At 63.3% G+C, this 26,324-nt stretch carries 23 protein-coding genes; 11 read left to right on the top strand and 12 right to left on the bottom strand.

Translation table 11 applies throughout. The annotated features are described in order from the left end of the window. The 5 genes from GCN75_RS06100 (at window position 1) to GCN75_RS06080 (ending at window position 5,262) form a co-directional block, all read left to right on the top strand. The gene (locus GCN75_RS06100) at window positions 1–792 is read left to right on the top strand and encodes an ABC transporter ATP-binding protein (protein WP_077401587.1); all 792 of its coding nucleotides are present in this window, start codon (window positions 1–3) and stop codon (window positions 790–792) included. 60 nt (window positions 793–852) lie between these two features. After that, window positions 853–2,748, top strand: coding sequence for a sensor histidine kinase (locus GCN75_RS06095; RefSeq protein ID WP_152281812.1), 1,896 nt, complete (start codon window positions 853–855; stop codon window positions 2,746–2,748). Next, window positions 2,748–4,094 (top strand): sigma-54-dependent transcriptional regulator, encoded by a 1,347-nt coding sequence (locus GCN75_RS06090; protein ID WP_152281811.1) that lies wholly within the window; start codon window positions 2,748–2,750, stop codon window positions 4,092–4,094. Before GCN75_RS06095 ends, GCN75_RS06090 begins: the two co-directional genes overlap by 1 nt. Before the next feature lie 104 nt (window positions 4,095–4,198). Continuing rightward, window positions 4,199–4,507: a hypothetical protein gene (locus tag GCN75_RS06085; RefSeq protein ID WP_152281810.1), complete on the top strand. Its 309-nt coding sequence runs from the start codon at window positions 4,199–4,201 to the stop codon at window positions 4,505–4,507. A gap of 74 nt (window positions 4,508–4,581) precedes the next feature. Continuing rightward, window positions 4,582–5,262 carry a hypothetical protein gene (locus GCN75_RS06080; protein ID WP_152281809.1) on the top strand — a complete coding sequence of 227 codons (681 nt, stop codon included), beginning with the start codon at window positions 4,582–4,584 and terminating at the stop codon, window positions 5,260–5,262. Window positions 5,263–5,314: 52 nt separating this feature from the next. On the opposite strand, the gene pbpC is transcribed toward GCN75_RS06080, so the two are convergent. Both pbpC and GCN75_RS06070 read right to left on the bottom strand, forming a co-directional pair. Beyond that, the gene (pbpC, locus tag GCN75_RS06075; protein WP_152281918.1) at window positions 5,315–7,399 is read right to left on the bottom strand and encodes a penicillin-binding protein 1C; all 2,085 of its coding nucleotides are present in this window, start codon (window positions 7,397–7,399) and stop codon (window positions 5,315–5,317) included. A 17-nt stretch (window positions 7,400–7,416) separates the two neighbouring features. Beyond that, window positions 7,417–13,167, bottom strand: coding sequence for an alpha-2-macroglobulin family protein (locus GCN75_RS06070; protein WP_226941147.1), 5,751 nt, complete (start codon window positions 13,165–13,167; stop codon window positions 7,417–7,419). Window positions 13,168–13,639: 472 nt separating this feature from the next. Between GCN75_RS06070 and GCN75_RS06065 the strand changes: the two genes are divergently transcribed. Both GCN75_RS06065 and GCN75_RS06060 read left to right on the top strand, forming a co-directional pair. After that, window positions 13,640–14,665 (top strand): OmpA family protein, encoded by a 1,026-nt coding sequence (locus tag GCN75_RS06065; protein WP_152281808.1) that lies wholly within the window; start codon window positions 13,640–13,642, stop codon window positions 14,663–14,665. Between the two features lie 69 nt (window positions 14,666–14,734). Then, window positions 14,735–15,682, top strand: a complete 948-nt coding sequence (locus tag GCN75_RS06060; protein ID WP_152281807.1) for a YihY/virulence factor BrkB family protein — start codon at window positions 14,735–14,737, stop codon at window positions 15,680–15,682. Window positions 15,683–15,742: 60 nt separating this feature from the next. On the opposite strand, the gene GCN75_RS06055 is transcribed toward GCN75_RS06060, so the two are convergent. From GCN75_RS06055 to GCN75_RS06045, 3 genes are all read right to left on the bottom strand, one after another. Then, complete coding sequence (locus tag GCN75_RS06055; protein ID WP_405002787.1) at window positions 15,743–16,939, bottom strand: AI-2E family transporter; 1,197 nt, start codon at window positions 16,937–16,939, stop codon at window positions 15,743–15,745. Between the two features lie 72 nt (window positions 16,940–17,011). Further along, on the bottom strand, window positions 17,012–17,323 hold the full coding sequence (locus GCN75_RS06050) for a BON domain-containing protein (protein ID WP_046682432.1): 312 nt from the start codon (window positions 17,321–17,323) through the stop codon (window positions 17,012–17,014). A gap of 82 nt (window positions 17,324–17,405) precedes the next feature. Beyond that, window positions 17,406–17,960 carry a hypothetical protein gene (locus GCN75_RS06045; RefSeq protein ID WP_152281806.1) on the bottom strand — a complete coding sequence of 185 codons (555 nt, stop codon included), beginning with the start codon at window positions 17,958–17,960 and terminating at the stop codon, window positions 17,406–17,408. Window positions 17,961–18,225: 265 nt separating this feature from the next. On the opposite strand from GCN75_RS06045, the gene GCN75_RS06040 reads away from it, so the two are divergent. The 3 genes from GCN75_RS06040 to GCN75_RS06030 are packed head-to-tail and all read left to right on the top strand — an operon-like array spanning window position 18,226 to window position 19,237. Beyond that, window positions 18,226–18,678, top strand: coding sequence for an outer membrane lipoprotein (locus tag GCN75_RS06040; RefSeq protein WP_152256299.1), 453 nt, complete (start codon window positions 18,226–18,228; stop codon window positions 18,676–18,678). A 59-nt stretch (window positions 18,679–18,737) separates the two neighbouring features. After that, window positions 18,738–18,890, top strand: coding sequence for a DUF3309 family protein (locus GCN75_RS06035; RefSeq protein ID WP_010396415.1), 153 nt, complete (start codon window positions 18,738–18,740; stop codon window positions 18,888–18,890). A 44-nt stretch (window positions 18,891–18,934) separates the two neighbouring features. Beyond that, window positions 18,935–19,237, top strand: coding sequence for a hypothetical protein (locus tag GCN75_RS06030; protein WP_152281805.1), 303 nt, complete (start codon window positions 18,935–18,937; stop codon window positions 19,235–19,237). A gap of 159 nt (window positions 19,238–19,396) precedes the next feature. Here GCN75_RS06030 and GCN75_RS06025 read toward each other — a convergent pair whose 3' ends face one another. From GCN75_RS06025 to GCN75_RS05995, 7 genes are all read right to left on the bottom strand, one after another. After that, entirely contained in the window at window positions 19,397–20,551 is a 1,155-nt protein-coding gene (locus tag GCN75_RS06025; RefSeq protein ID WP_152281917.1) for a patatin-like phospholipase family protein, read from the bottom strand. 130 nt (window positions 20,552–20,681) lie between these two features. After that, the gene (locus tag GCN75_RS06020) at window positions 20,682–21,020 is read right to left on the bottom strand and encodes a hypothetical protein (protein ID WP_100429292.1); all 339 of its coding nucleotides are present in this window, start codon (window positions 21,018–21,020) and stop codon (window positions 20,682–20,684) included. Window positions 21,021–21,095: 75 nt separating this feature from the next. After that, window positions 21,096–21,482, bottom strand: coding sequence for a phage holin family protein (locus GCN75_RS06015; protein ID WP_152281804.1), 387 nt, complete (start codon window positions 21,480–21,482; stop codon window positions 21,096–21,098). Window positions 21,483–21,500: 18 nt separating this feature from the next. Next, window positions 21,501–21,803: a DUF883 family protein gene (locus GCN75_RS06010; RefSeq protein ID WP_034786336.1), complete on the bottom strand. Its 303-nt coding sequence runs from the start codon at window positions 21,801–21,803 to the stop codon at window positions 21,501–21,503. A gap of 58 nt (window positions 21,804–21,861) precedes the next feature. Further along, window positions 21,862–22,422 carry a ferritin-like domain-containing protein gene (locus GCN75_RS06005; protein ID WP_405002786.1) on the bottom strand — a complete coding sequence of 187 codons (561 nt, stop codon included), beginning with the start codon at window positions 22,420–22,422 and terminating at the stop codon, window positions 21,862–21,864. Between the two features lie 168 nt (window positions 22,423–22,590). Then, entirely contained in the window at window positions 22,591–23,490 is a 900-nt protein-coding gene (locus GCN75_RS06000; RefSeq protein ID WP_152281803.1) for an OmpA family protein, read from the bottom strand. A 15-nt stretch (window positions 23,491–23,505) separates the two neighbouring features. Next, the gene (locus GCN75_RS05995; RefSeq protein WP_152281802.1) at window positions 23,506–23,910 is read right to left on the bottom strand and encodes a DUF4398 domain-containing protein; all 405 of its coding nucleotides are present in this window, start codon (window positions 23,908–23,910) and stop codon (window positions 23,506–23,508) included. 253 nt (window positions 23,911–24,163) lie between these two features. On the opposite strand from GCN75_RS05995, the gene GCN75_RS05990 reads away from it, so the two are divergent. After that, window positions 24,164–26,206, top strand: a complete 2,043-nt coding sequence (locus GCN75_RS05990; RefSeq protein ID WP_152281801.1) for an AsmA family protein — start codon at window positions 24,164–24,166, stop codon at window positions 26,204–26,206. Window positions 26,207–26,324 lie beyond the last annotated feature (118 nt).

Below are 26,324 nucleotides of genomic sequence, written 5' to 3'. Positions count from 1 at the left end.
ATGACCACGATCAATATCAATGCAGTCAATAAAATCTTCACCACGGGCGGCGCGGACGTCATCGCCCTGAAGGATATCAACCTGGAAATCGCCAGCGGCGAATTCATCTGCCTGCTGGGGCCGTCCGGCTGCGGCAAGTCGACTTTGCTCAACGCCATCGCCGGCTTTTCGCAGCCGACCTCGGGCCAGATCCTGGCCGGCGGCAAGCTGATCACCGAGCCCGGTCCCGACCGCGGCATGGTGTTCCAGGAATACGCGCTGTTCCCGTGGATGACCATCGAGAGCAATATCGCTTTCGGCCTGGAAATCGCCGGCAAGACGCCGGCCGAGATCAAGGAACGGGTCGACATGCTGCTGAGCATGCTGGGCTTGACGGAATTCCGTGCCCGCTACCCGAAAGACTTGTCGGGCGGCATGCGCCAGCGCGTGGCGATTGCCCGCGTGCTGGCCCTCGATTCGCCGATCATGCTGATGGATGAACCGTTCGGCGCACTGGATGCCTTGACGCGGCGCAACCTGCAAGATGAGCTGCTGAAAATCTGGAAAGTCTTCGGCACCACCATCGTGTTCGTCACGCACTCGATCGAGGAATCGATCTACCTGGCCGACCGCACCATCGTCATGACCTACCGTCCAGGCACCATCAAGCGCGACGTGGCCATCGAACTGCCCCGCCCGCGCGACCCGAGCGACCCGGAGTTCAACCGCCTCAAGCGCATGCTGGGCGAGATGGTGATGGAAGAGCAGCAGCGGCACCATAACGCCGAGACCATGGCAAGTACTGCAGACTAAGTAATGGGGTCAGACCCGCCGGGTCTGACCCCGCATTGCTAAACAGACACACGGAGCACCATGGCATTCGGCAAATGGACCCTGAAACCCGCGCTAGCCCCCCTGCTGGCCGTGGGTTCGCTGGTCGTGCTGACGTGGGCGTCGTATGCCTGGGTCAAGCAGCGCCAGCTCGATGAATTACACCGCACGCTCGATTCGCGCGCGGAACTGTATGCGGCGTCCATCGGCGGCGCCCTCAACAAGTACGAATTCTTGCCCCTGGCCGTGGCCCAGAGCGATGCGGTGGCGCAGCTGCTGGAGCAGCCCAGCGCCGACAAGGTCACGCAGATCAACGCCTACCTGGTCGACATGAACCGCCGCGCGGGCGCCTTTGCCGTCTACGTGCTCGACGACAAGGGCACGACCCTGGCGTCCAGCAACTGGCAAGACCGCAGCTCCTACGTGGGCGTCAACTATGGTTTCCGGCCCTACTTCAAGGATGCGATCGCGGGCGGCATCGGCCGCTTCTACGGCATCGGCGCCTCCACCTTCGAGGCCGGCTATTTCATTTCGCAACCCGTGCAGCGCAACGGGCGCATCATCGGCATCGTCGCCGCCAAGGTCAACCTGGACTGGATCGAGCAATCGTGGCGCACGCCCGGCGCCGGCGAACAGATCTGGGTCAAGGATGCCAATGGCGTGCTGATCCTGGCCACCACGCCCGCCTTCAAGTTCAAGACCCTGGCGCCCCTGTCGCCGGCCGCCAAGAACGACATCAGCGCGCAGCGCCAGTTCCTGCAGGAAAACCTGCCCATCTTGCCGCACCGGCTGCGGCGCCAGTTTGCCGATGGCGCCAGCGTGATGACACTGGAACGGCCGCAGACGGGCGACACCCCCGCCCTGTCCGGCAGCGCCGACAAGGTGGACTATCTGGCCGTGAACCGTGCGCTGGGTCCGCTGCAATGGCAGATCACGGTGCTGGCCGAACTCGACCAGGTTGATGAAGCGGCGCGCAACGCGGCCATCGCCGCCGCGCTGGGCTGGGCCCTGCTGCTGCTGGCCCTGATGTATGCGCGCCAGCGCCGGCGCCGCATCGCCGACAAGCTCAATGCGCAGCAAACCCTGGCGCGCGCCTATGAACAGCTGGAAATCAAGGTCGAGCAGCGCACGGCCGACCTCGTGCACGCGAATGGCCGCCTGCAGGCGGAAGTGGCCGAGCGCGAGCGGGCCGAGCAGACCCTGCGCTATGCCCAGGCGGAACTGGTGCAAAGCGGCAAGCTGGCAGCCATCGGCCAGATGGCGGCCGGCGTCACGCACGAGCTGAACCAGCCGCTGGCCGCCCTGCAGACGTTTTCCGACAATGCCAAGGTCTTCCTGGCGCGCGGGCGCATCGACGACGCGCTGGACAACCTGTCCACCATTTCCGACCTCGTCAAGCGCCTCGGCTATGTGACGTCGCAATTGAAAGGCTTTGCGCGGCGCAGCGACGATGCCCGCAAACCCGTCAGCGTGCGCCAGGCGTTTGCGCAAACCATGCTGCAGATCCGCACGCGCAAGAATTCGCAACGGCTGACCCTGCATGAAAGCTGGCTGGAGGACGACATCATCGTGCTGTGCAACGCCATCGGCCTGGAACAGGTGTTTACCAACCTGATCACCAACGCCATGGATGCCGTGCCGGAAAGCGAGCCCGTGAAGATATGGTTCCAGGTGCGCCGCGAAGGCAGCCTCGCCGTGCTGCATATCACCGATAATGGCCCCGGCATCCCGCTCGCTTCGCTGGACAAGATCTTCGACCCCTTCTATACCACCAAGGAACACGGGCTGGGCTTGGGATTGTCGATCAGCGCAGGCATACTGCGCGCGGCGGGCAGCGCGCTGGCCGTGCGCAACCGCAGCGCGCAGGAAGGGGGCGGCGCACAATTTACCATCACCCTGAGCTGCGACCCGGGGGAGAGAGACGAAGGAAACATCTGATGCACGAGAATAATTTTGAGGGCATGCAAGTGCTGCTGGTGGAAGACGATGCCGTCGTGCGCAAGGGCGCGCGGCAATCGCTGGAACTGGCGGGACTGCAAGTGACGGCCGTCGCCACGGCCGAGGAAGCGCTGCCCTACCTGGTGCCCGAATTTGCCGGCATTTTATTGAGCGATATCAAGCTGCCCGGCATGGATGGCTTGAAACTGCTCGATATCGCCGTGGCGCAGGATGCCAGCCTGCCCGTCATCCTCGTCACGGGCCACGGCGACGTATCGATGGCCGTGGGCGCCATGCGCCGTGGCGCCTACGATTTCATCGAAAAACCGTTTTCCGCCGACCTGCTGGTGGAAGTGTGCCGCCGCGCGCTCGACAAACGCCATCTGGTGCTGGAAAACATGAATTTGCGCCGCCAGCTCGAACAGCGGGTCGGCATCGAGGCGCGCATCGTGGGCCGCAGCGCGGCCATGGCCAAGGTGCGCCAGCTGGTGCTGAACCTGGCGCCCAAGTCGGCCGACATCATCATCCTCGGCGAAACGGGGACGGGAAAAGAGCTGATCGCCCGCTGCCTGCACGACTTCAGCGAGCGGCGCGACCACCCGTTTGTGGCCATCAACTGCGGCGCCCTGCCCGAATCGATCTTTGAATCGGAACTGTTCGGCCACGAGGAAGGCGCGTTCACGGGCGCGCAGCGCCAGCGCATCGGCAAGATCGAGTACGCAAACGGCGGCACCCTGTTCCTGGATGAAATCGAAAGCATGCCGCTGGCCCTGCAAGTCAAGCTGCTGCGCGTGCTGCAGGAACGGCAGGTGGAACGGCTCGGCTCCAATAAATTGATTTGCGTCAATTTCCGCGTGATTGCCGCCGCCAAGGAAGACTTGAATGTGCTGGCCGAACAGGGCAAGTTCCGTCCCGACCTGTATTACCGCCTGAACGTGGCCAGCCTGACCCTGCCCGCGCTGCGCAACCGGCGCGAAGATATTCCCCTGCTGTTCGAATTCTTCGTGCTGCAGGCAGCCTTGCGCTACGGCCAGCCGGCCGCCCTCGTCAGCGGCGAACTGATCGCCTCGCTGATGGCGCAGCGCTGGGCAGGCAATGTGCGCGAACTGCACAATGTGGCCGACCGCTTCGTGCTGGGCTTGCTCGACGACACCCTGAGTCCGGCCGGCTGCCGCGAGGCGTCCTTGGCCGAACAAGTGGACACCTTCGAGATTTCCATCATCGAGGAAGCCTTGCGCCGCCACAATGGCAACGTCATCGACGCGGCCGCCAGCCTGAATATCCCGAAGAAAACGCTGTACGACAAGCTCAAGCGCTTCGATATCTCGACGGAACAGTTCCGATAAGCTGAGCATCAAGCCGACACGCCCATGGGGCGACGTCCTACCCGTGCGGGCGGACTCCTGTGTGACAATGCAAGCTCATCTCAACGCTCGCACAGGATACCGCCATGAAAACCGCCGCTCTCTTGCTGGCCGCCACCCTGATGACCGTCGGCGGCGCCTGGGTGCAAGCCCAGTCGACGACGAATGTGAACCAGACGGGCAACCACACCAACAATGCCAGGCACCCGGGCCAGCAATCGGACCAGTCCGACAAACTCGACAACAAAGGCAAGCTGGTGCACGACGCCAAGCCCGGCAAGACGCGCACGGACAAGCGCACGCGGCGCGGCAAGCCAGTGGCCACGCCGGACACTCCGGCCGCCAGCGGCCCCGCCGCCGCGCCGCCAGCGACGCCCGTCGCGCCAGCGCGCTAAGCCCTCCTCCAGCGCTGCGCCACATTGCTCCACGGCACGCTATCATCTCGCTTTTCAAGATAGCCAGGATGATAATGAAAGCAGCATGGTGTGGAATGGTGGCGGCCAGCGTATTCGCGGCCGCCAGTGCACAGGCGGCGCCCACGGTGGGCCAGTGCATGGAACTGACGACGGGCATCAAATTCAGCAAGAACAATGGCGACGCGCAAGTCAATGTCGAAGAAACCTTCGAGGGCAAGAAACAGAAGGGCACGCAGCTGATCCTCGACGGCGGCGTGCTGCTGGCCACGTCCTACCAGGATATCCGCGACGGCCAGGTCTTCCTGACGGGTACCATCCATTACAACGAAGACGGCACCGTGCGCAGCAAGAATGTCTACACGCCGCAGTCCGCCATCCCCGCCAACATGCGCCCCGGCCAGGAAGTGCGCGTGCAGTTCACGGACACGCAAATAAGCACCCACTACCCGCTGGCGGGCCTGTCCGACAAGATCACGACGTCCACGCGCACGGACAAACGCGATTTCTCCATCACCTTCCTGGGCTGGGAACGCCTGGAACTGGGCGGCCGCCGCTTCCCCGACGCCTGCAAGTTCGAACTGCATGACGTCGGTGGAAAAAGCAAGGGCAAGAGCGGCGAATACGTGTGGTACGCGCAAGGCTACGGCGTGATCATGATGGACAAGCTGGACCGGGATGGCGACGTGCAGCCCGCGTACCGCATTGCGCTGACGAACATCATCAGCGCGCCGTAACTACTTTTTGACGATACCGCGCTAGCGTGGCCAAGGGCGCGAATCACTACGCCTAATGCAGCTGCACCAGCGCATTCCCCCGCACCTGGAACGCCACCTGCGCCACCGTCTTGCCCCCGTCGTCGACGAGGGCCAGCGCGTGCTTGCCCGGTACGGGGCGCCAGCTGATGCTCTCCGCAGCGCCGCCCATGTCCTTGCCGTCGAGCACCCAGCGCAAGCCGTGGCTGCCCTGGGCCTGGAAAAAGACGCGCTGCAGGGCGGGCGGGATGTCGGGGTCGATGGCGAGGATGCTGTCCTCGGCCGGATACACGATGGCGGCTGGCTTCACGATGTCGCCCACGACGGCGATGACGGCGCTTTCCGTGCCGGCGATAAACCATTCGCGGCGCGGCGCTTCCAGCGCGGGCTGGTACGCCACCATCTGCTGCAGCACGCCGGGCGGCGCCTTCGGGGCATGGCTGGGCACGTTCTTGTGCAGGTAGTCCATCACGTCGCGCCACACGGGCGCGGCGCCCGTCACGCCCGACACGTCCCACATGGGCTTGCCATCGAAATTGCCCACCCACACGCCCACCGTATAGCGCTCCGAATAGCCCATGCACCAGTTGTCGCGCATGTCCTTGCTCGTGCCCGTCTTGACGGCGCTCCAGAAATTCGTCCCCAGCTCGTTGCGTAAACCAAAGGTCATGCTGCGCGCGGCGCGGTCGGCCAGGATATCGCCCACGATGAAGGCGGCACCCGGCGCCATCACGCGGCGCTTGTCCTTGCCCGCCTGGCCCGGCTGCAGGCTGGCCGTGCTGTACAGCCCGCCGTTGGCCAGCGCGCGATAGGCGTTGGCCAGTTCCAGCAAGCTCACTTCCGACGAGCCCAGCGCCAGCGAAGGGCCGTAGTATTCGGCCGGCTCCGTCAGGCTGGACAGGCCCACTTCCTTGAGGCGGTTGTAAAAACCCTCCTGCCCCGTCAGCAGCACCGTGCGCACGGCGGGAATGTTCAGGGAACTGGCCAGGCTGGTGCGGGCGCTGACGTAGCCCTTGAAGTTGCGGTCGTAGTTTTGCGGCGCATACATGCCGGACGCCGTGGCGACGTCGAGCGGCGTATCGTCCATGACGGAGGCGGCCGTCATCAGGCGACGCTCGATGGCTAGTTCATATAAAAATGGTTTCAAGGTGGAACCGGCCTGGCGCAGGGCCACCACGCCGTCCACATGGCTGCCGCCCGCATTGCCGACATAGGCGAGGATCTCGCCGCTGCGGTTGTCCAGCACGATGATGGCGCCATCGTTGACATTGCGCTCGCGCAAGGATGCCAGTTGCTGGCGCAGGTTTTCCTGCGCAAAACGCTGCAGGGGACCGTCGAGGGTGCTGGCGACTTGCGCGCCCGGCTGTTTCAACAGTTGCTGCGCCACTTGCGGCGCGGGCGCCAGCTCCGCGTACAGCGCGTTGCGTTGCAAGGCCGTCTGCACGCGCTGGCCGATCAGCTGGCAGCTGCTGTCCATGCGCCACTCTTTTGCCAGCGCGCAGGCGCGGCGCGTGACGGTGGCCGGCGGCGCGTTGGGCGCCCGCACGAGGCTGGCCAGAATGATGCCATCCGTCTGGTTCAGGCCCGACGGCGCCTTGCCGAACAGGCTGTACGAGGCGGACGCGATACCTTGCAGCTCGCCGCGGAACGACACGAGGTTCAAATACGCTTCGAAAATCTGCGCCTTGCTCCAGCTGGCCTCGATGGCCTGGGCGGCGCGCATCTGGTCCCACTTCTGGCGCAGGCTGCGTCCGCCCGAGGACGCCTGCAAGTCCGCGTCCAGCTGGCCCGCCAGCTGCATGGTGATGGTGGAGGCGCCCCGGGGCTTTTTCGAAAACAGATTGTCCCAGGCCGCCGTGGCCAGCGCGGACACATCCACGCCGCCATGCTGCATGAAGCGCTGGTCTTCCGCCAGCAGCACGGCTTGCTGCACGGCGGGAGAGATGTCGGCCAGCGGCACCCAGGGCAAACGCCGCACTTTCATGTCCACGCGCAAGGATTGCAGCGGCGTACCACTGCGGTCCAGCAGCTGCGCTTCGGAACTGCGGTAGGCGGCCTGCACCTGGGCCGGCGTCAGCACCGCTTGCGCGAGCGCAGAGCCGGACAGCATGCAACCCATGACAAAAATCAACTTCTTCACTGCCCCACCCTCACATTCGCATTGGGCGACTCGCCAAACATTTCCGGCGAGTACATCGCTTCGATGCGCGTGGCGGGCAAGCTGAAGTCGCCAGCATTGTTCAGGCGCACCGTGTATTCCACGCTCCAGTTGCCCTTCGGCACGAAGGCGTAATAGGCGCGGAAGGCGTCGAAGGCCCGCTCCTCGAACGTGGGCCAGACCCAGCCCGTGGATTTTTCACCGGCCGTCAGCAACTGCGAATCGCGGCCCAGGCCATTGCCCAGCACCGTGGCGCTGGCGGGGATCGGGTCGTCGACCACCACCCAGCTCATGTCCGCCTGTGCCGACAAGTCCAGGCGCACGCGGTAGACGTCGCCGCGCGACCAGGCGCCCGTCGTTTTCTGTTCCACGGGCGTAATGGTTTTCTTGATCGTATAACCGCTGGAAACGGGTGCCTTGAGCGGGATGGCCGCCAGGCTTTGCACGGTGGCCCACGGTTTACCCGTGCCGCTGTGCGCCAGGCCCAGGGTATCCGTGCCTGCCGGCCACGCTTGCAGCACCGGGCCCACTTTCGCCGCGCCATTCCACACGAGCGCTTGCGTATCGCTGCCCAGTTTGACGGCGCTGGCGCCCGTCACGGGAGTGGACTCGAACTTGGCCGAGAACCTGGCAATGGCCAGGGTGCCCCAGGCGTTGGCCACCGTCGTATCCCAGCGGCCCTTTTTCTGGCGGCCCATGCTGCCGCGCACGAGGCGGCCGATGTCGTCCTTCCACGCCGGATTGTCCATCACGGCCAGCAGCAGGCGGTTGGCGTTGACGTCGCCGGACACCATCAGCCACCACCAGTTATCCTTGCGCTCCGTGGAAAAACCCATGGTCGTGCCCTGGAAGTTCAACCGGCTGCGCAAGATCTGCTGCGCCTCGGCCAGCAGCGCATCGCGGCGCGCCAGGCCTGGCGTGCGTTGCAGCAGCAAGCTCCAGTCGATGACGGCCGAGGTCGGCCACAGGTTCGGGTTGATGCTGATACTTTCCAGGGCATCGGGCGGCACCTTGTTGGAACGCGACAGCGCTTCCAGCGCGGCCAGCTTGCGCACGGCCAGGTCCGTCGTGTCCAGCGCGGAACGGCGCACGATGCGGCCCTGCACGAAGGCCGTCAAGGCTTCTTCCATGCGGTTCTTCGTCTGTTCGGGAATCGCATAGCCCGCCTCTTTCGTTGCCGACAGCACGTAGGCCGTCAGGCTGTCGCTGCCCTGCTCCATGATGGGGAAGTATTTCAACATGCCATCGCTGTCCAGGTAGGCGGGCAGGCTGGCGGCCAGCTTGTTCCACGCCTCCTGGTCTTGCAGGGCGATGGCCTTCGACGTGTTTTGCTCGAAGCAGGTGTACGGATAGGCGGCCATGTACTCGCGTACGCCAGGCAGCTCGCCGCCCAGTTTGGCCACAAAACTCGTCTGCAGACCGCCCCGGCCCGGCAAGGCGCCGGCCGGCATTTGCACGGACATATTGACGGGCTTGTCGATCTGCTGCAAGGTGGCTTGATACGTGCGCACGGGCGTGGCCTGGCCCACCTTCTGCGTGATTTTCAGTTTATCGGTATGGTTTCCTGCTTTCGCGCCGATCTCCCACACAATGCTGGCTGCGCCCAGCGGCACCTGGTAATCCCAGCCCGCTTCGCGCGCTTCGCCCGCCGCCAGGGTCAAACTTTGGCGCGGCAAGGCCTTGCCGGCCGCGCTGGCATTGAGGTCCACGTTCAACGATGCGGCCGAGGTGTTGCGCACGGTGAATCCCGCGCGCAACTGGTCGCCTTCGCGCACGAGGGTCGGCAAGCCCGACATCAGGATCAAGTCTTGCGAGCTGCGGATATCCGTGCTGCCCGTGCCAAACAATTCCTGGCCCGCGCTGGCGACGGCCACGATGCGAAAGCCCGTCAGCGAATCGTTCAGCGGTACTTGCACCGTGGCTTCGCCCTTGGCGTCGAGCTTGACGGTGCCCTTCCAGAACAGCAGGGTGTCGAACAGTTCGCGGCTGGCGCCCTTGCCGCCGCCACCGCCGGCCGGAAACGCCTTGCGGCCGAAGTGGCGCTTGCCGATCACCTGCATCTGCGCCGTCGCCGTTTCCACCTGCAGGCTGCGCTGCGCCATCATGGTATCGAGCAACTTCCAGCTATCGTTGGGCATCAATTCCAGCAACCCCGTGTCGACGGCCGCCAGCGCCACTTCGGCACCGGCCGGCAAGGCATTACCGTCGGCGCGGCGCACGCGCACGGACACCTCTGCCTTGTCGCGCGTTTTATACACTTCCTTGTCGGACACGACCATCACGTTCAGCTCATGCGCCTGCCACCCCACGTTCAGGGGCGCGATACCCATCTTGTAGGCCGGCTTGCCCAGGTCGACCAGGGCCGTGGGCTGCACGCCGTCGACCCGTCCCCGCACGACAAACACGGACACATACACATTGGGCGCATAGTTCGGTTTGACCGGGAGCGTCACCACCGGTTCCCGGCCATTGAGCTGGCGCACATAGGTGTCGAGGATGCCTTCGCGCTCGACCGTGATCAGCGCCGTGCCCGAACGGAACGGCATGCGCACCTGCAAGCTCGCTTCCTGGCCCGGTTCATAGCGTTTCTTTTCAGGCAAGACGTCGATGCGGTCATTGTCGCTGGCGTTGAACCACCAGTCGCCGCTGCCGGCCACCCAGGTTTCGCGGTTGGCGACGGCCGCATTTCCTGCACCATCCTGCGTGCGGGCGCGCAGGATCAGATTGCCGCTGGCGGGCGCCTTCACGTCGCAAATCAAGAGACCCTTGTTGTCCGTCTTGCCCGAACATGCGGGTCCCAGCTTGACCACTTCGCTGCTGTTTTCATATGCATAGAAGCCGCCGATCAGGCGCCGGCGGTGCGAATAGCTGTTGCGCTGAAAGAAGTCGACGGCGACGGCCGCATTTGCCACGGGCTTGCCATTGGTGCCCAGCACGGCCACCGTGAACTTGAACGCATCCTTGCTCAAGGCCCAGGCGTCGGGCTTGATGCCGATCACATAGTTCGATGGCCACAGCGGCACGCGCGTGGCCACGGAAGCCGTCTCGCCATTCGCATCCTGGAAAGCCATTTCCGCCACCAGGTCGCGCGGCGCGGCCAGCTGCGGCAGCTGGTCGATGACGATGCGCGCACCGCCCGCCTTGTCCAGGGTCAGGCTTTGCGTGCGCGCCGCAGCGGCGCCGGCGCCGGCCGGCATGCCATTGCCTTCGTCCTGCCATTCGCCGTCATCGTCGTCGTAGCCCGTGCCCTGCTTGACGAGGCCTTCCTTCACGTCGCCATTGCTGAAGCTGTAATCGGGATAATCGGCAAACGTCACGCTCTTGTCTTGCAGCACCGTGCGCAGCTTGACGGGCGCATTCGTGGCGGCGCCGCCGGCCAGGTAGGTAATTTGCGCATCGAGGGCCAGCTGCTTTGCCTGCACGGCGGGCGCCTTCGGTCCCTGCAGCACGGCTTTCATGGTGGGCACGCGGAACGCCTCGACCCGGAAACTGCCGGAGGGGCGGCCTGCCATGGTCACGCTGTATTCGCCCTGCTTGGCGTCGGCGGGAATCACCCAGTCGCTTTCCGCCGTGCCGCTGGCCGACCAGCGCAGGGGCAACTGGTAATTCTGGTCGCTGCCCTGGTGCGTGATGACGACGGAGGTGGCGCTGCCGGGACCGTTGTTCTTGTCCACCAGGCTCATGCCCTGCTCCGTGTGCTTGCGGATGAAATGCTTCATGTGCACGGTTTCGCCGGCACGCAGCAAGGTGCGGTCAAATACCGTGGCCAGCAGGGTGTTGTCGGCGCGCGTGTCGTCCGTGGGCAAGTTGAAGCGCCAGGCTTCGATGCCGCCCACCCAGTCCGACAGGGTAAACGTCATGTCGCCGCCGCTGCGCGCACTGATGAAATAGCGGCCATTGTTCTTGCAGCTGGAATTGGCCAGCTCGCCGGGAATCTGCGCCACGCCGTCCGCGCCCGTGGTGCCTTGCCACAGCAGCTTGCCGGCGCAGTCGCGCACGGCCACTTGCGCTTTCGCAACGGGTGCGCCCTTGTCCAGCGACGTCACCCACACGAGCGACGATTGCGCGCCATGCTTGAAGTGGGCTGCCAGGTTGGTCACCAGCGCGGCCGTGCGGATGTAGGCCGTGGTGGGTTTGCCCAGCAACACCTTGCCCAGGATGGGACTGGCCAGCTCGACCACATAAAAGCCCGGCTTTTGCAGCGGGATACCGATCACTTCAAAGGTTTTCTTGCCATCGGGGCGCGGCAGGCTGAGGGGACGCGTGCCGGACGCGTTTGCCAGCACGGATTTACTCATGTTGCCCGCATACTGGGCGTAGGGCTGCCAGTACTCTCCCCCCTCGCCATTGCCGGCCAGGCGCTGCATCCACTCGATGATGAACTTGTCGTCATTGTCGGGCACGCGCAAGGTGGAGCCCGTGGCAGCGGCTGGCTGCGCGATTTCCTTGCCCGACAGCACAGGCTCGATATTGCGCACGGTGACGGGCAGCAAGCCGTCGCCCTTCACTTCGATGATGCCGAACGGGGCCGGGAACTTGAGCAGCGGCGGCTGTTCGCCCGTACGCACCGTCATGGGGAAGCGCGCGCGGTTGAGCAAGGCGCGGCCCGCGTCATCCGTCAGTTTCGGCGGCAGGCTCAGGACCAGGCTGGCTTGCACGGGGAACGGCCCGTTGAAGGCGGCGCCGTACAGGAATTCCGCCTTTTCCTCGTCTTTTGAAATCGTCGGCGCATACGTCTTGCCGCCGCCTGTCAGGGTCATGGCGCGCACCAGCGACGCTTTCACGGGCGCGGAAAACTGCACGCGCATGGGCAGGAAGGGAATGCACTGCTCCTTGGGGTTGCTGCGTTCGCAGCTGAACCTGGCCGTGAAGTCGGGACGCGTCTTGTACTGCAGGGTTTGCGCCTTGTCCGTGGCGATGCCGCTGGCGCTGGCGATGCCCTCGCCCCACACGAGCGACACCTTGGCATTGGCGGGGAAGCTGCGCTTGCATTGCAGCACGGTGACGGGCAGCGGCGGCGCGCCCTTGCTGGCCACGGGCATGCCCACTTTCCACACCGTGCCCCGCTTCTTGAAGTACACGGTCAGGTAGCGGTCGACGAAGTTCTTGCGCAAGGCCAGGACCTGCTCCAGTTCCTTGCCCTTGAGTAGGCGCACGGGAATCTTTTCATTGATGCCATCGGCGCGGCAATACGCGTGCGCGGCCACGCTGGCCTCGTTCGGCGCGGCGTCCAGGCCCAGCACGAAGATCTGGTTTTCATCGATATACGGCTGGCCGTCATACGGTACGGCCTCGACGATGGCCGGGCCGCCCGTGGAAAAGCGGTAGGACGCCGTGCCCTGCAGCGGCTGGCCCGCCAGGTCCTTCAGCCCCCCTTTCAAGGTAAAGCTGCAGGCCACGCCAGCCGGCAAGTCGCGCTCGAAATCGAAGTTCCAGTTGCGCTCGTCGGCCCAGCGACCCGCACCCGCCACCACGGCAGGCTCGGCCTTGCCGCAATCGATGGCGAACGGCGCAAGCAAGCCCATGTCGCCGAACGGCACCATCGGCGTGGCGAACTGGGCCCGCACCTGGCGTACGGCCTTGACCGTGCCGCTGGGCGAAAACAGGGATACGCCGCTGTCGGCCCAGGCCGGCATCGCCAGACCCGGCGACAACAGCAAGCCCAGCAGACATAACGGGCCCAGTTTGCCAGACAGCGGGGAAGAAAACACACGGGGAAGGTCAAACACGGGTAACTCCTTGATGAAAAGTGGCGGAGCTGGCTGCGGCGCGTAAAAGTTACCTGGAGGAAGCCCGGCAAACCAACAGAACGCGGCAGGAATACAACATCAATGTAATATTAGTTATCAAGCTCATCATTGTTGCTAATATACAGTGGCATGCTGGTAACAAGTCGTACGATTGCCTCTGCCGCGGCGCCTGGAAATGGCCGTGCTTGTAAAAGTTCCACCTAGCAAATTAGTTTTTTTCAACACCAAAGTCTTTGTCGTGAATCAGCAACACCATTGATATACAACAATGCTTTGTGCGCCAGCGCACCGACCACGCGAACCTGGAATCGTATTCTTCAGTCCAACAGCAGTGCATTTATCGCAAGACGGGCGCACCTGGAATTGTTGTCTATCTCAAGCAATAGCACGTGTAGCAAGATGTCGCTTTGATGCTGTAGAGAAAATCTCTTATCAACGTTGGGAGTTACTTGTGAATAATCTAAAAAAAATCGCCGTTGCCGCCGCAGTCTTGTGCTCCGCCCTCGGCGCACAGGCCCAGGAAATTAATCCCTCCTGGTATATTCAACCTAGCATCAACGCACTCAAGCCAGATTCCGACTTTGCCACGGATAAAACCGGCTATGGCGCAGGCTTGCGTTTCGGTAAACCTGTTTCCCCGGACTGGGATATCCAGCTGGGTACCACGTACGCCCGCTCCAAGGATGGCGGCCAGCGCTACCAGCAAAATACGCTGGGCGTAGACGGCCTGTACATGTTCTCGCGCAAAGCTTTCCGTCCTTTCCTGCTGGTCGGTGCCGGCATGCAGCGCGACAAGGACACCAGCTTCGCCTTCGGTGAACGCAGCAAGAGCTCGCCGTACGCCAGCGTAGGCCTGGGTTTCCAGTCCAGCATCACGGATCAGTTGTCCGTCCAGGCTGACGTGCGCAATGTGCACGGTTTCCTGCGTGGCAACACCTTCGACCCCAGCAGCAAGTCCAACAACTACTACGTCACCGTGGGCCTGAACTTCGCGTTCGACAAACCGCCTGCACCGCCGCCACCACCGCCGCCGCCGCCAGTGCGTGAAGAAGTCGTCGTGGTCGTGCCGCCACCACCACCGCCACCGCCGCCACGCTTTGAAAAAGTGACGATGTCGGCAACGGAACTGTTCGCGTTCGACAGCGCCAAGCTGGGTCCGACACAGACCAAGCTCGACGAGATCGCCCGCGTGCTGAACGCTGCACCGGACGTCAACAACGTCGTCATCAGTGGTTACGCCGACCGCATCGGTTCGCCCAAGTACAACCTGAAACTGTCGCAGCAGCGCGCTGACGCAGTCAAGGAATACCTGGTCGCGCATGGTGTCGCCGCCAACCGCCTGACGGCCGAAGGCAAGGGCTCCACCAATCCTGTCGTCACCTGCGATAACAAGAAGCGTGCCGACCTGATCAAGTGCCTGGAACCGAACCGTCGCGTCGAAGTGGAACAGATCACCATCGAACGCCGCGTGCAGTAAGCTCAACAGTGGTACGCCACTTGTGAATAAAAAAAGGGGCTCGCGCCCCTTTTTGCATTGAAAGCCACCATGAATTTTTCTACCCGCTATCCCAGGCTGGCCGGCCTGGCGCCGTTCAGCAAGCAGATGCGCAGTGTCATCGTCTGTTCCGTCACCGAATGGCTGGAGCACCGCGCCTCGAGCAAGGGCGCCGCCCTCGCCTATTACACACTGTTTTCCATCGCCCCCATCCTCGTGCTCGTGATCGCCATCGCGGGCTTTTTCTATGGCCCGGCCGCGGCGCGCGGCGAACTGATGGGGCAACTGCAGGGTTTGCTGGGCACGCAGGGCGCAGAAGCCATCCAGCTGGTGCTGGCCGGCGCCAAGAACCATGAACAGGGGCGCATCGCCACCCTCATCGCCAGCGCCCTGCTGCTGTTTGGCGCCACCAGCGTGTTTGCCGAACTGAAAGCCAGTCTCGATGAAATCTGGCAAGTACCGCCCTTGAAGGAAGCGGGCGCCTGGGACATGCTGCGCACGCGCCTGCTGTCCTTTGGCCTGGTGCTGGTGCTGGCCTTCCTGCTGATGGTGTCGCTGGTGGTCAACGCGGCCATGGCCATCCTCGCCAATTTCTGGGAAGGCGTATGGAAAGATACGGCCGTACTGTTTACCATCCTGTCAAATTTGATCGGCTTTGCCGTCATCGCCAGCCTGTTTGCCGTCATCTATAAAATGCTGCCGCGCGTGCGCCTGTCCTGGCGCGACGTGCTGATCGGCGCCCTGGGCACGGCGTTCATGTTTTCATTGGGAAAATATGCGATTGGCGTGTATATCGGCAATAGCGGCGTGGCCAGCAGCTATGGCGCGGCCGGTTCGCTGGTGGCCCTGCTGCTGTGGGTGTATTACTCGGCACAGATCTTTTTCTTGGGCGCCGAATTCACGCGGCAATTCGCCCTGCAGCTGGGCAGCATGAAGGATATGCCGAAGACGGACGATGGCGACGTGCAAGTCAAGATATTGAAGCGCCACCAATCCTGAGCCGGCTGCGGCATGGCAAAACGGCGCCCGCGGGCGCCGTTTTTCTTGAGTTACCGCAAGCTATTCGCCCAGCAGCTCGGCCACCACTTCCATGCCCTGCACGCGCTCGGCGACGACTTTCACGATGACGATGATGGGCACGCCCAGCAACAAGCCCCAGACGCCCCACAGCCAGCCCCAGAACAGCAGGCTGATGAACACGGCCGTGGGATTCATGCGCGCGATGCGCCCCGTCATCCAGGTGGTGACGAAAGTGCCCACCAGGGTAGCGATGGCCATCGACGTGCCCGTCACCAGCAAGACCATTTCCAGCGATTCGAACTGCAAAAACGCGACCAGCCCCGTGGCGATGGTGATGAGCAAAGGCCCGAAATACGGCATGATGTGCAGCAAGCCGGCCACGATGGCCCAGGCGCCCGCGTTTTCCAGGCCGATCACGCGCAAGGCGATCCACATCAGCAACGCCAGCAAGCCGTTGGTGACGAGCAGCATGAACATATAGTTCTGGATCGAGGTATTGATGTCTTCCAGGATGTGCACGGTGACCTTCTTGCGGCTCAGCGACGGTCCCGTCAGCTTGACGAGCTTGCGCTTGAAGGTGTCGCCCGACAGCAGCAGGAAGAACACGAGGAAGATGACCATGGTGGCCTGGCTGAGGAAACCCACCAGGCCCAGCGAACCGGCCCACACCCAGTCCATGATCTTGAAATTGGGCGCCTCGGCAGCGGCGGCGCGGCGGTTGTTGCGGCGTGCCTCGGCGCCGGCGGCCACTTGCTCGATTTCATTGGCCACGGCCTGCATCTTCTGGAAGGTGCTGTTCTTGCCGCCCGTATTGGCGGCGATCAGCCGCGACAGTTTATGTGTGGCGGCCGGCAACTCTTCAACGATGGATTCGAATTCGCCCTGCACCCTCTCGACCACGACGATGGAGCCGAACAGGATCAGGGCCGTGACGGCCGTCGTGCCGATGGCGCGCGGCACGCGCAGTTTTTCCAGCCAGGCGACGACAGGATTGAGGGTGTAGGCAATGAAAATGCCGAAGAGAACGGGAATGAGGAATTTCTGTGCCCACTGCAGCGCATAGATGAAGCTGACTGTAGCGATGATGCCCAGAGCCATGCCACGCGCATTGACGTGCAGCGGCAGGCGCAAGGATGCGTCTGGCTGCTCCACGGGCGCGCCGGGAGGTGGCCCGGCAGGCTCGGTGGAGGCAGCCGCCACCGGCTCGGGCGGGGCATCTGTAGGCTGGATATGCATGCGATTCCCGGGACGGTCGGTGGAGGGCCACAGCGCCAGCCTTCAGGCTGGCCGCTGCGGCAAGTCATGCCATTACTTGACGCGGATGTCGTTTTTCACCGACTTCACGCCTTTGACGCCACGCGCGACTTCGCCCGCTTTGGCGGCATCCGATGGCTGGGCCACGAAGCCGCTCAGCTGAACCACGCCCTTGAAGGTTTCAACGTTGATTTCCGTCGATTTCAGGGTAGGCTCGTTGAAGATGCTGGCTTTGACCTTGGTCGTGATGGCCGCGTCGTCGATGTATTCGCCCGTGCCTTCTTTGGTTGGCGTGGAAGCGCAGCCTGCAACGGCGAACAGGGAAGCAACGAAGAGGCCGGTAGCGATCGATTTAGTGAATTTCATGGTGGTTTCCTTAGGAGTGGTCAATCAATGTGCTCACAATGAGCTTCTTATACCAGTGTGGTGACTGCGCGCCGGATGGCGTTCAATAGCCAAACTGGGTTTTTGCAGCCTTGATACAGTCATCCTTGGCTGCGCCGGCTAATGCATCGCATTTTTCTGTCGCGACCTTGTACTCGGCTTTTCTTTTTGCTTCACGCGCATCGCTGCGCGCTTCGATGACTTTCTTGTCGGCCTTGGCGTCGGCCAGGGCCGCTACCTTGGTGGACTTGGCCAGCTTGACGCAGACATCCTTGTCGTTGCCCGTCAGCGCATTGCAGCGGGCCAGGTCGACGTCGTAGTTGGCATCGGCAATCTTGATGCGCGCCTTGGTATAGGCACGCAAGGTATTCGTGTATTGCGCCTGGGCCACGGCTTCATCGTAGGCACGCACGGCCTTTGCTTCGGCGATGCAGACATCCTTCGGGTTACCCGTGATTTTTTCGCATTCCGCATGGGCCAGCTTGTAATTCAGGCCCGCCTGCTCATTGGCAGCCTTGTAGGCGGCTTTCGCCTCCGGCGTGGCGGCCACTGCCTGGCCGCCCCAGGCGGCGCACGCCAGGCTGACGACGATGGCGGTGATGATCTTATTTTTGTTCATGTATTTCTCCCTGGTGGTGACAAGCATGTCTGCTTGGCATGACTACCGTTTTACGTGGATAGTCGCCGCTCTTCTGTACGCTGCCGTACACAAGTAATTTATTTTGAAAGCGGGAGCCAGACAGGGAGAAATAACAACGTTTTGCTTGATCGCGCCAGGCAAAAATGCAATTTGCACAATAAATAAGTGCGTGCGGCAGCGTACAGACCGGGGACGGGGGCGTGACTAAGATGGCACTACACCCTCACCTCGTCAGGAGAATAAAATGAAAACCAATGCCACCTTGGCTGCACTGATGCTCGCCGCCACCGCCGTACTGAGCGGTTGCGCCACCGGCCCTTCTTACCAGTCACAACAACAATACTATCCGGCCAACCAGCCTGAGTCCGCCATGTACGGCACCGTCGATTCCATCCAGCTCGTGCAGGGCGGCGGGCAAACCAGCGGCGCCGGCGCCGTGGTGGGCGGCATCGCGGGCGCCCTGCTGGGCAATACCATCGGCTCGGGCGGCGGACGCACGGCGGCCACCGTGGCGGGCGCCGTCGCCGGCGGCGTCGTGGGCAACCAGGTGGAAGGCCGCAGGCAGCAAGCGCAGGGCTATCAGATCAGCGTGCGCCTCGATAACGGCGAATACCGCACCGTGGTGCAGGACAACGCAAATGATTTGCGCCCAGGCAATCGCGTACGCATCGTTGACGGCCGCGTCTACCGCTATTAATCCGCTGGCCGGGCTTGCCCCCAAGCCTGCGCCGGACCATGCACCAACAAGGAGATACCATGGGCACCATCATTCTGATCATCTTGATCCTGGCCCTGGTCGGCGTCCTGCCTACCTGGCCGCATAGCCGCAACTGGGGTTACGGCCCCAGCGGCATCGCCGGCCTCGTCGTAGTGATACTGATCCTGCTATTACTGACGGGCAGGTTGTAAAAAAAGGCGCTGCGGCGCCTTTTTTATTTCAAGGAGGAAATATCATGACTATCCACAACACCCTATTGGCCACCCTGTTGGCCTGCAGCCTGGCACCGCTGGCACTGGCCCAGACAGCCACGCCGCAGCCGGGCGACCCGCAACGCTGGTACCAGGAAGACAGCACGGCGCAAGCCCAGCTGCGCACCTTGCGCAAGGAAATCGCCGCCGCCCTGGCCGAGGCCAAAAAAGCCTGTCGCCTGGAGCCGTCCGCCACGCGCGCCACCTGTCTGAAGGAGGCGCAAGACACTTACCGGCAAGACATGGCGAATGCGGAAAAACTGCGCGAATCAGCCCATCCGCAGTGATGTGCCGTGCTGTTGCGGCGCCGGATAAAATTGCAACACCTGGCAAAACCGTCGCGAGCGGAAGGGGGAGGTGCTAAGACGCGCAACCGTACTCTATCTAGTACGGTGCGCATCGCAGGGCCGCCTAGACCGACGCGCAGCAGGTGTTGACAGGCGTCCCTAGGCGGCGTCGCGCTCGTAGGGCGGCAACTCGTGCACCACCAGCGGCGTGTCTTCCGTGACGAAGGCCAGCCAGCCGGCCGCCTTGATCGCGCGCAAGGCGTCCTGGTAGCCCTGCTCCCAGCGCCATTCGATGGAACCCTTGGAGAAATTGATGTCCTTGGCCGCCATGTGCCAGTCGCGCCCCGCATACGGCAGGCGCACGATGTGCATGGTGCTGTCGCAGCCCAGCGCTACCAGCTCTTCCGTCTGCTGGCGGTTGTGCGCGCTGTCGGGCAGCTTGGCGTACAGTTCGCGCAATTTGTGCTGCAAGGTATGCGTATTGACGTAATCCTCGATATGCCGCTTCGAGCGCGAAGCAAAGGTGACGTCCTTTTGCCGCGTCTGCACTTCATCCAGGGTGGTCGGTTCCGGCCCTTCCGAGCTCCACAGGTCGACCATGAAGACGAGGGTGTCCACGTGGGGCGTGTCGTCGAGCACGGTTTCCAGCGGCGTATTCGAATACAGGCCCCCATCCCAGTACAGGTCGCCATCGACGCGCACGCCGGCAAAACCGGGCGGCAAGGCGCCGCTGGCGCGGATGTGCTCGACCGTCAGGGGCTGCTGCTGGCTGTCAAAACTGATCAGGCTGCCGCATTTGACGCGCAGGGCATTGACCGTCAGGCGCATGCCGCCGGGCTGGTTCAGGTAATCGAAATCGACCAGTTCTTCGAGTGTGCCGGCCAGCTCGCTGGTGTCATAGAAGCTGGCTTCTTCCGGCTTGACGGCGATTCCTGCCGGGAACAGGCTGAACGAACGGGGCTTGAAGAAGCCGGGCACGCCGCGCAGCACCGTATCGAGCGTGGCCAGCCAGATGTTCGAGCGGCGCTGCTGGTCCGATACGAGGTTCATGTCGATGCTGTCGCGGTGCGCCACGCGCTGCCAGAACTGCTTCAGGCGCACGAGCCTGTCCTCGTGCTTGTTGCCGGCCAAGATGGCGGCATTGATGGCGCCGATCGAGGTGCCCACCACCCAGTCGGGCGCCAGGCCATGTTCGTGCAAGGCGTGGTAGACGCCGGCCTGATAGGCGCCCAGCGCACCGCCCCCTTGCAGCACCAGCACGATGCGCAGGCGCGAGGGATTTAACTGATTGATCGGTGTCTTCGAATTCGTCATCAAGATGGCCCCTCTGTCCACCGCGCGGAATGCGGCGTGAATCATTGTAAGGGATTGCGCCCGCACGTGCCGGACGTTGGGGACGGGCAAAAAAAACGCCGTCGGTGACGGCGTTCCGGGGATTACAGCATCAGCGCTTGCGGCGCAGCCAGCTGGCGGCAACGGCGGCCACGGCCACGAGGACCAGGGCCGGCTTGACCAGCTTCTTGCGTCCGATAAACGATAACGCCGTCAGCACATAGGGCATGGCCCCTTGCAAACGCATGCCGCCCGGCGCCAGCAGCGATTCGACGCGGTGGCCGGCAAAGCCGACCGCCGTCTCGACCACGCCCTGCAGCAGCGATTCGGGACGCAGGGCATAGCCCACGTTGGCGCGCGCATGCACGATGCCCACGCGGTACATTTCGCCCTGGGCGATCAGCAGGCGCTTGCGGGCGGCTTGCGCCGCCAGTTTGTCGTGTTCCGACATGAATTCTCCTCGTAAGGCAGGCAGGACATGGCGAGCCCCGCACCGGCACAGGTCCGGCTGGTTCCCGCCAGCAGCTTACATCAGCATGTCGCGGTCAGCCTTCAATTCCGCCATGGTGGCGGGCATGGACAGCTTTCCTTGACGCAGCATGGCGCGCGCATAGATGACCAGGGCAATGGCCAGCAGTACGAACACGACCGTCATGATCGCCAGGATCTTCCAGCCCAGGCTATCCCAGGCCAGGAAGACGATCAGCACGCTGCCGTAAGCGATGGCAAACAAGCCCGCCACCGTCGCCAGCGCGAAAATGACCACCAGCTGCAGCATGTGATTGCGCACTTCCGACAGTTCGATGGTGGCCAGTTCCAGCCGCGACAGCATCAGTCCGACGGCGTTTTTGGCCAGGCCGGCAACCGAGCCGATCAATCCCGGCCCCTGGTGAGACGAAGCAGACTTGTCCATATCGCTCCTGACAGTGGATTACTTGCGGCCCAGGATGAAGCCGACCAGCACGCCGACGCCAGCGGCGACAGCCACCGTGCGCCATGGGTTTTCCTTGACATAGCCATCGGCCTGGGAAGCGAGCTGCTTGGTGGCGACGATGGCCGACGCTTGCGCTTCGTGCGCCTTGGCCAGGGCTGCATCGAGGGTTTTCATGCCCTTGACGCGTACTTCATCGGCTTTTTCGCCGGTCAGCGCGGCAGCGGCGCTGAACAGGGCTTGCGCATCCTTGACCAGGGTTTTGACATCGTTATTGACGGTGGTGATATTGTTTTCCAACATGGTTTAGCTCCTTAGCTATGGATGAATGTAGTTACTATACCTACTTTACTCAAAAACACTATTCCATTAGATCGCGCATATCATCGGCGTGCTCTTCCTCGACAGCCATGATTTTGATCAACAAATGGCGGGTCGTCGGATCCTTGTCGCCAATTTTCACGATCATCTGGCGATACGATTCAATCGCGACCCGTTCCGCGATCAGATTGGCACGCACCATGCTTTGCACGTCTTCGGAGTCATCATACTCGGCATGGCTGCGCGCAAGCAATGTTGCAGGATTAAAATCTGGCTTGCCATTCAATTGCACGATGCGTTCGGCCAGCCAGTCCGCATGTTCCTGTTCCTGCTGCGCATGCTCGAGGAACTCGGCCTTGATGGTGCCGTTGTCGCGCCCGCTCACGGTGTAGTAATGGCGTTTATAGCGCGCAATACACACCAGTTCGGTGGCCAGCGCCCCATTCAACAGGGTGATCAACTCCTGGCGGTCGCCCTGGTAGCCGGCCGTCACGGCGCCGTCATCGAGGTTTTTGGCGGCAGCGCGGATGGCGGCCGTATCGATGCCAGCTGGAATCTCAACAGATGTTTGGGTCATGATGCTTCCTTTCAAGTCTTGCATGGGTATCCACCGGCCAGGTAGCGGCCGGTGCTGCCTACTAACAAATCAAACACTGGGCAAAACCGTTGCGAGCGGCAGTGAATTGTGGCCGGGAAGCGGAGCTGTGCTATAGCACAGTGAGCATCGGAGGCCGCAAGTCGCGCCGCGCAGCAGGTTTGGCCTGGTGTTTTAACGGCGGGCGGGAATCGCGGTGTTATCTTCAGACAAAACGATTTCCACCCGGCGATTCAACTGGCGGTTCGCCGCATTGTCGTTGCCGGCGGCCGGATAGGCGGCGCCATAGCCTTTCGTGGCGATGCGGTCGCGGCTGATGCCTTGCTCCAGCAGCGCATTGCGCACGGACTCGGCGCGGCGTTGCGACAATTCCAGGTTGTGCGCGGAACCGCCCGTGCTATCCGTAAAGCCTTCAATCAGCACGGTGCGCTGCGGGTTGTTTTTCAGCACATCGGCCAGCTTGCGCGCCGTATTCGCGCCATCGGCCGTCAGGTTCGCCTTGTCCGTGCCGAACAGCACATCGCCCAAGGTGATGACCATGCCCCGCTCCGTTTTCTTGGCGGCCAGGTCGGCCAGCTGCACTTCCAGCGCGGCGGCGCGGGCCGTGGCGTCGCGGGCCGATGCTTCGGCCGACTGCGCCTGGGCCTTGGCCGCTTCCGCATCCGCTTGCGCCGCCTGGGCGCGCGCCGTGGCCTGGTCGGCCTGCTGCGTGCGCGCATCGAGGCGCAACTGATCGCGCTGCTTGCCCGCGTTGGCGATATCGGCTTCCGCCGCCTTCTGCTTGGCGACTTCTTGCGCCGTGGCTATCTTTTGCTTGGCCAGGTAGGCCAGCTTGTCGACCTTTTCGCTGTCATCCTGGCGCGTGGCGGCCGCGTTTGCCGCTTCCAGCGCAGCGCTCGCTTCGCGGAATTCGCGTGGCGCATAGGTCGATACGAGCGGGTTCGATTGCGCCGCCATGTAGTCGCCGCGCGTCTGGTCGAGCAGGCTGGTGGTGGTCGGTGCGGAGCTGCAGGCGGCAACAAGAGCGGCCATGGCCAGCAGGCCGGGAATGGAGGTGTAGTGAGCTTTTTTCATGGTGGGATCCTGTTCTTATTGTTTCGGGGCTTGCTGGTTGGCACGGTCGAGTTCTTCGCGCATGACGCGGATGTTCTCGTTGATTTCATCGGCGGCGCTGGTGGCCTTGGCCGAGTTGGCCTTGCTTTGCGCCAGCTTGGCGTCCGCTTGCGCCTGGTCGGCCAGGTCGCGCGCCGTCTTGTAGTCGCGGTCTTTCAGGGCCTGGTTGGCCATGCGCATTTTTTCGCGGGCCGAGCGCATTTCATCGGGTGCCAGGTCGGCGGCGCCGGCGCTGGCCGCGTTATCGACGGCGGCGCGCGACACGGCGACGTCAGCCGTGGCAGGCGTTTTCAGGCTGGAACAGGCCGTCATCAGGACAACGGCGCTGATGCAGGCAGCCAGGGCGGTCAAGGGGGTTTTGATGGAATCTCGGTTTGTCATTTTTCTTCTCCTGGAGAGTGAGGTAACGATATAAGTCATACATGGAACGAATCAGGAACTGCGTTTGATGTATGACGTTATAGGCCCCGGCACCCCGCATATCCGTTCGGTGCCGCACATAGGGTAGGAAATCGACAATACTTGCATGGGCAACGTGCGCCAGCGCACGTGCCCGCCAGCAAAATCTGAAACGGACCCGGCCTCAGGGCGATTCCTGTAGCATCGTGACTACTTGTCCAGAAAGAATCAGCTCATGCCCCTCTCCCGCCGCCAGAAAATCGCCCTCGCCAGTGCCACCGTACTGATCGCCGTGCCCGTCGCCGCCACCGTCGTCCTGCTGAATATGGACTGGAACCGCGCCAAGCCCTGGCTCAACGGGCGTGCCAGCGAAGCGCTGGGGCGCCCGTTCGCCATCGTGGGCGACCTGTCGCTGACGTGGCAGCAGCCCAACAATGCCGCAGGCCGCGCCAGCTGGCGCGACTACCTGCCATGGCCTCATCTGCAGGCGCAGGACGTACACCTGGGCAACCCGGGCAGCATGGCGGCAGCCGATGGCGAGGCGGCGCAGCTGGCCACCGTCAGCCAGCTGGCGTTTTCGCTCAATCCCCTGGCCCTGCTGGACAAGAAAATCATCATCCCGCAATTGCGTTTCGATGCGCCGCAGGTGCGCTTGCTGCGCAGCAAGGATGGCAACAACAACTGGACCTTCGACAAGCAGGACCAGCCGTCGCCCTGGCAGCTGGAATTGCAGAGCGTGGTCTTCAGCAAGGGCACCGTCTATCTGGACGATGCCGTCACGCAGACGGCAATGCGCGCCGATGTCGATACCCTGGCGGACGACAAGCGCTATGGCATCGCCTGGACGCTGTCGGGCAAATACCGCGGCGAAGCCGTCAAGGGCGGCGGCAAGGCGGGCGGCGTGCTGTCGCTGCAGCAGCAGGGCACGCCCTTCCCCATCCAGGCCGACATGCGCGCAGGCGGCAGCAGCATGGCCATCGAAGGCACCTTGACGCGCCCGGCAGACCTGGCCGCGCTCGACGTGCGCCTGAAGATAGCGGGGCCCAGCATGGCGCGCCTGTATCCGCTGACGGGCGTGCTGCTGCCGGAAACGCCGCACTTCAGCACGGAAGGCCATTTGACGGGCACCCTGGCGCCCGGCGGCGGCGAATGGGTGTACGACCAGTTCAGCGGCAAGGTCGGTTCCAGCGACATCAGCGGCAAGCTGGCGTTTTCGGCCAGCAAGCCGCGCAAGCGCCTGACGGGCGAAGTGCATTCGCGCCTGCTGCAGTTTTCCGACCTGGGCCCGCTGGTGGGCGCCGACTCCAGCGCCAGCAAGAAGGAGCGGGGCGTGGCGTCGACGCAGCCGGCGGGACGAGTCTTGCCCGTGGAAACGTTCAAGACGGAGCGCTGGACCAGCCTGGACGCCGACGTGCGCTACACGGCCGACAAGATCACGCGCGACGCCGAGCTGCCGATCAGCAAGCTCGACACGCATGTGGTGCTGACGGACGGCGTGCTGTCGCTGACGCCGCTCAACTTCAACGTGGCGGGCGGCACCCTGACGTCGCAGATCAAGCTCGACGGCAGCGGCAAGGTCATCGCCAACGGCATCGCGGCCGAACTCAAGGCCAGCGCCCGCCATCTGCACATCCAGCAGCTGTTTCCCCGCCTGCCCGCCCTGCAGGCCAGCGTGGGCGAGATCAATGGCGACGCCTCGCTGTCGGCCACGGGCAATTCCGTCGCCAGCCTGCTGGGCAGCTCGAATGGCGAAGTGCGCGCGCTGATCAACCGGGGCAGCATCAGCAAGCTGCTGCTGGAAGAAATGGGCTTGAATATCGGCAGCATCGTGCTGACCAAGCTGGTGGGCGACAAGCAGGTCAAGCTGAACTGCATGGCCGCCGATTTCGTCGTCACCAAGGGGCTGATGCGCACGCGCCAGTTCCTCGTCGACACAGACGATGCCGTCCTGCATGTCGACGGCACGGTCAATCTGGGCAATGAACAGCTGGACCTGACCCTGCAGCCGGACAGCAAGGGCTTGCGCATCTTTTCGCTGCGCTCGCCCCTGTATGTGCGGGGCACCTTCAGCAAGCCCGACGTGAGCGTCGACAAGGGCGTGCTGGCCCTGCGCGCCGGCGGCGCCCTGGCGCTGGCCGTGGTGGCGCCCGTGGCGGCGCTGCTGCCGCTGGTAAATACGGGCCCCGGCGAGGACAGCGAATGCGCGGCCCTGCTGGCCCAGGCGCGCGTCAAACCCGTGGCGCCGAAACCGGTCAAGACACCGCGCCCAAAGCGCTGACGGGCATGGCCGCCGTGGGCAATTACAATTGTTACACACCTATGTGCGTTGCCGAACAGACCCTGCCTTGTCACAATCCTATTCTGTGATCGTGCCTGAAACACCCAAGACGTGGCGA

Source organism: Janthinobacterium violaceinigrum (assembly GCF_009208555.1).
In the GTDB taxonomy this organism is placed as follows: domain Bacteria; phylum Pseudomonadota; class Gammaproteobacteria; order Burkholderiales; family Burkholderiaceae_D; genus Janthinobacterium; species Janthinobacterium violaceinigrum.
Note: the sequence above shows the minus strand (reverse complement) of the source record. Positions and strands in the feature narration are given on the sequence as shown.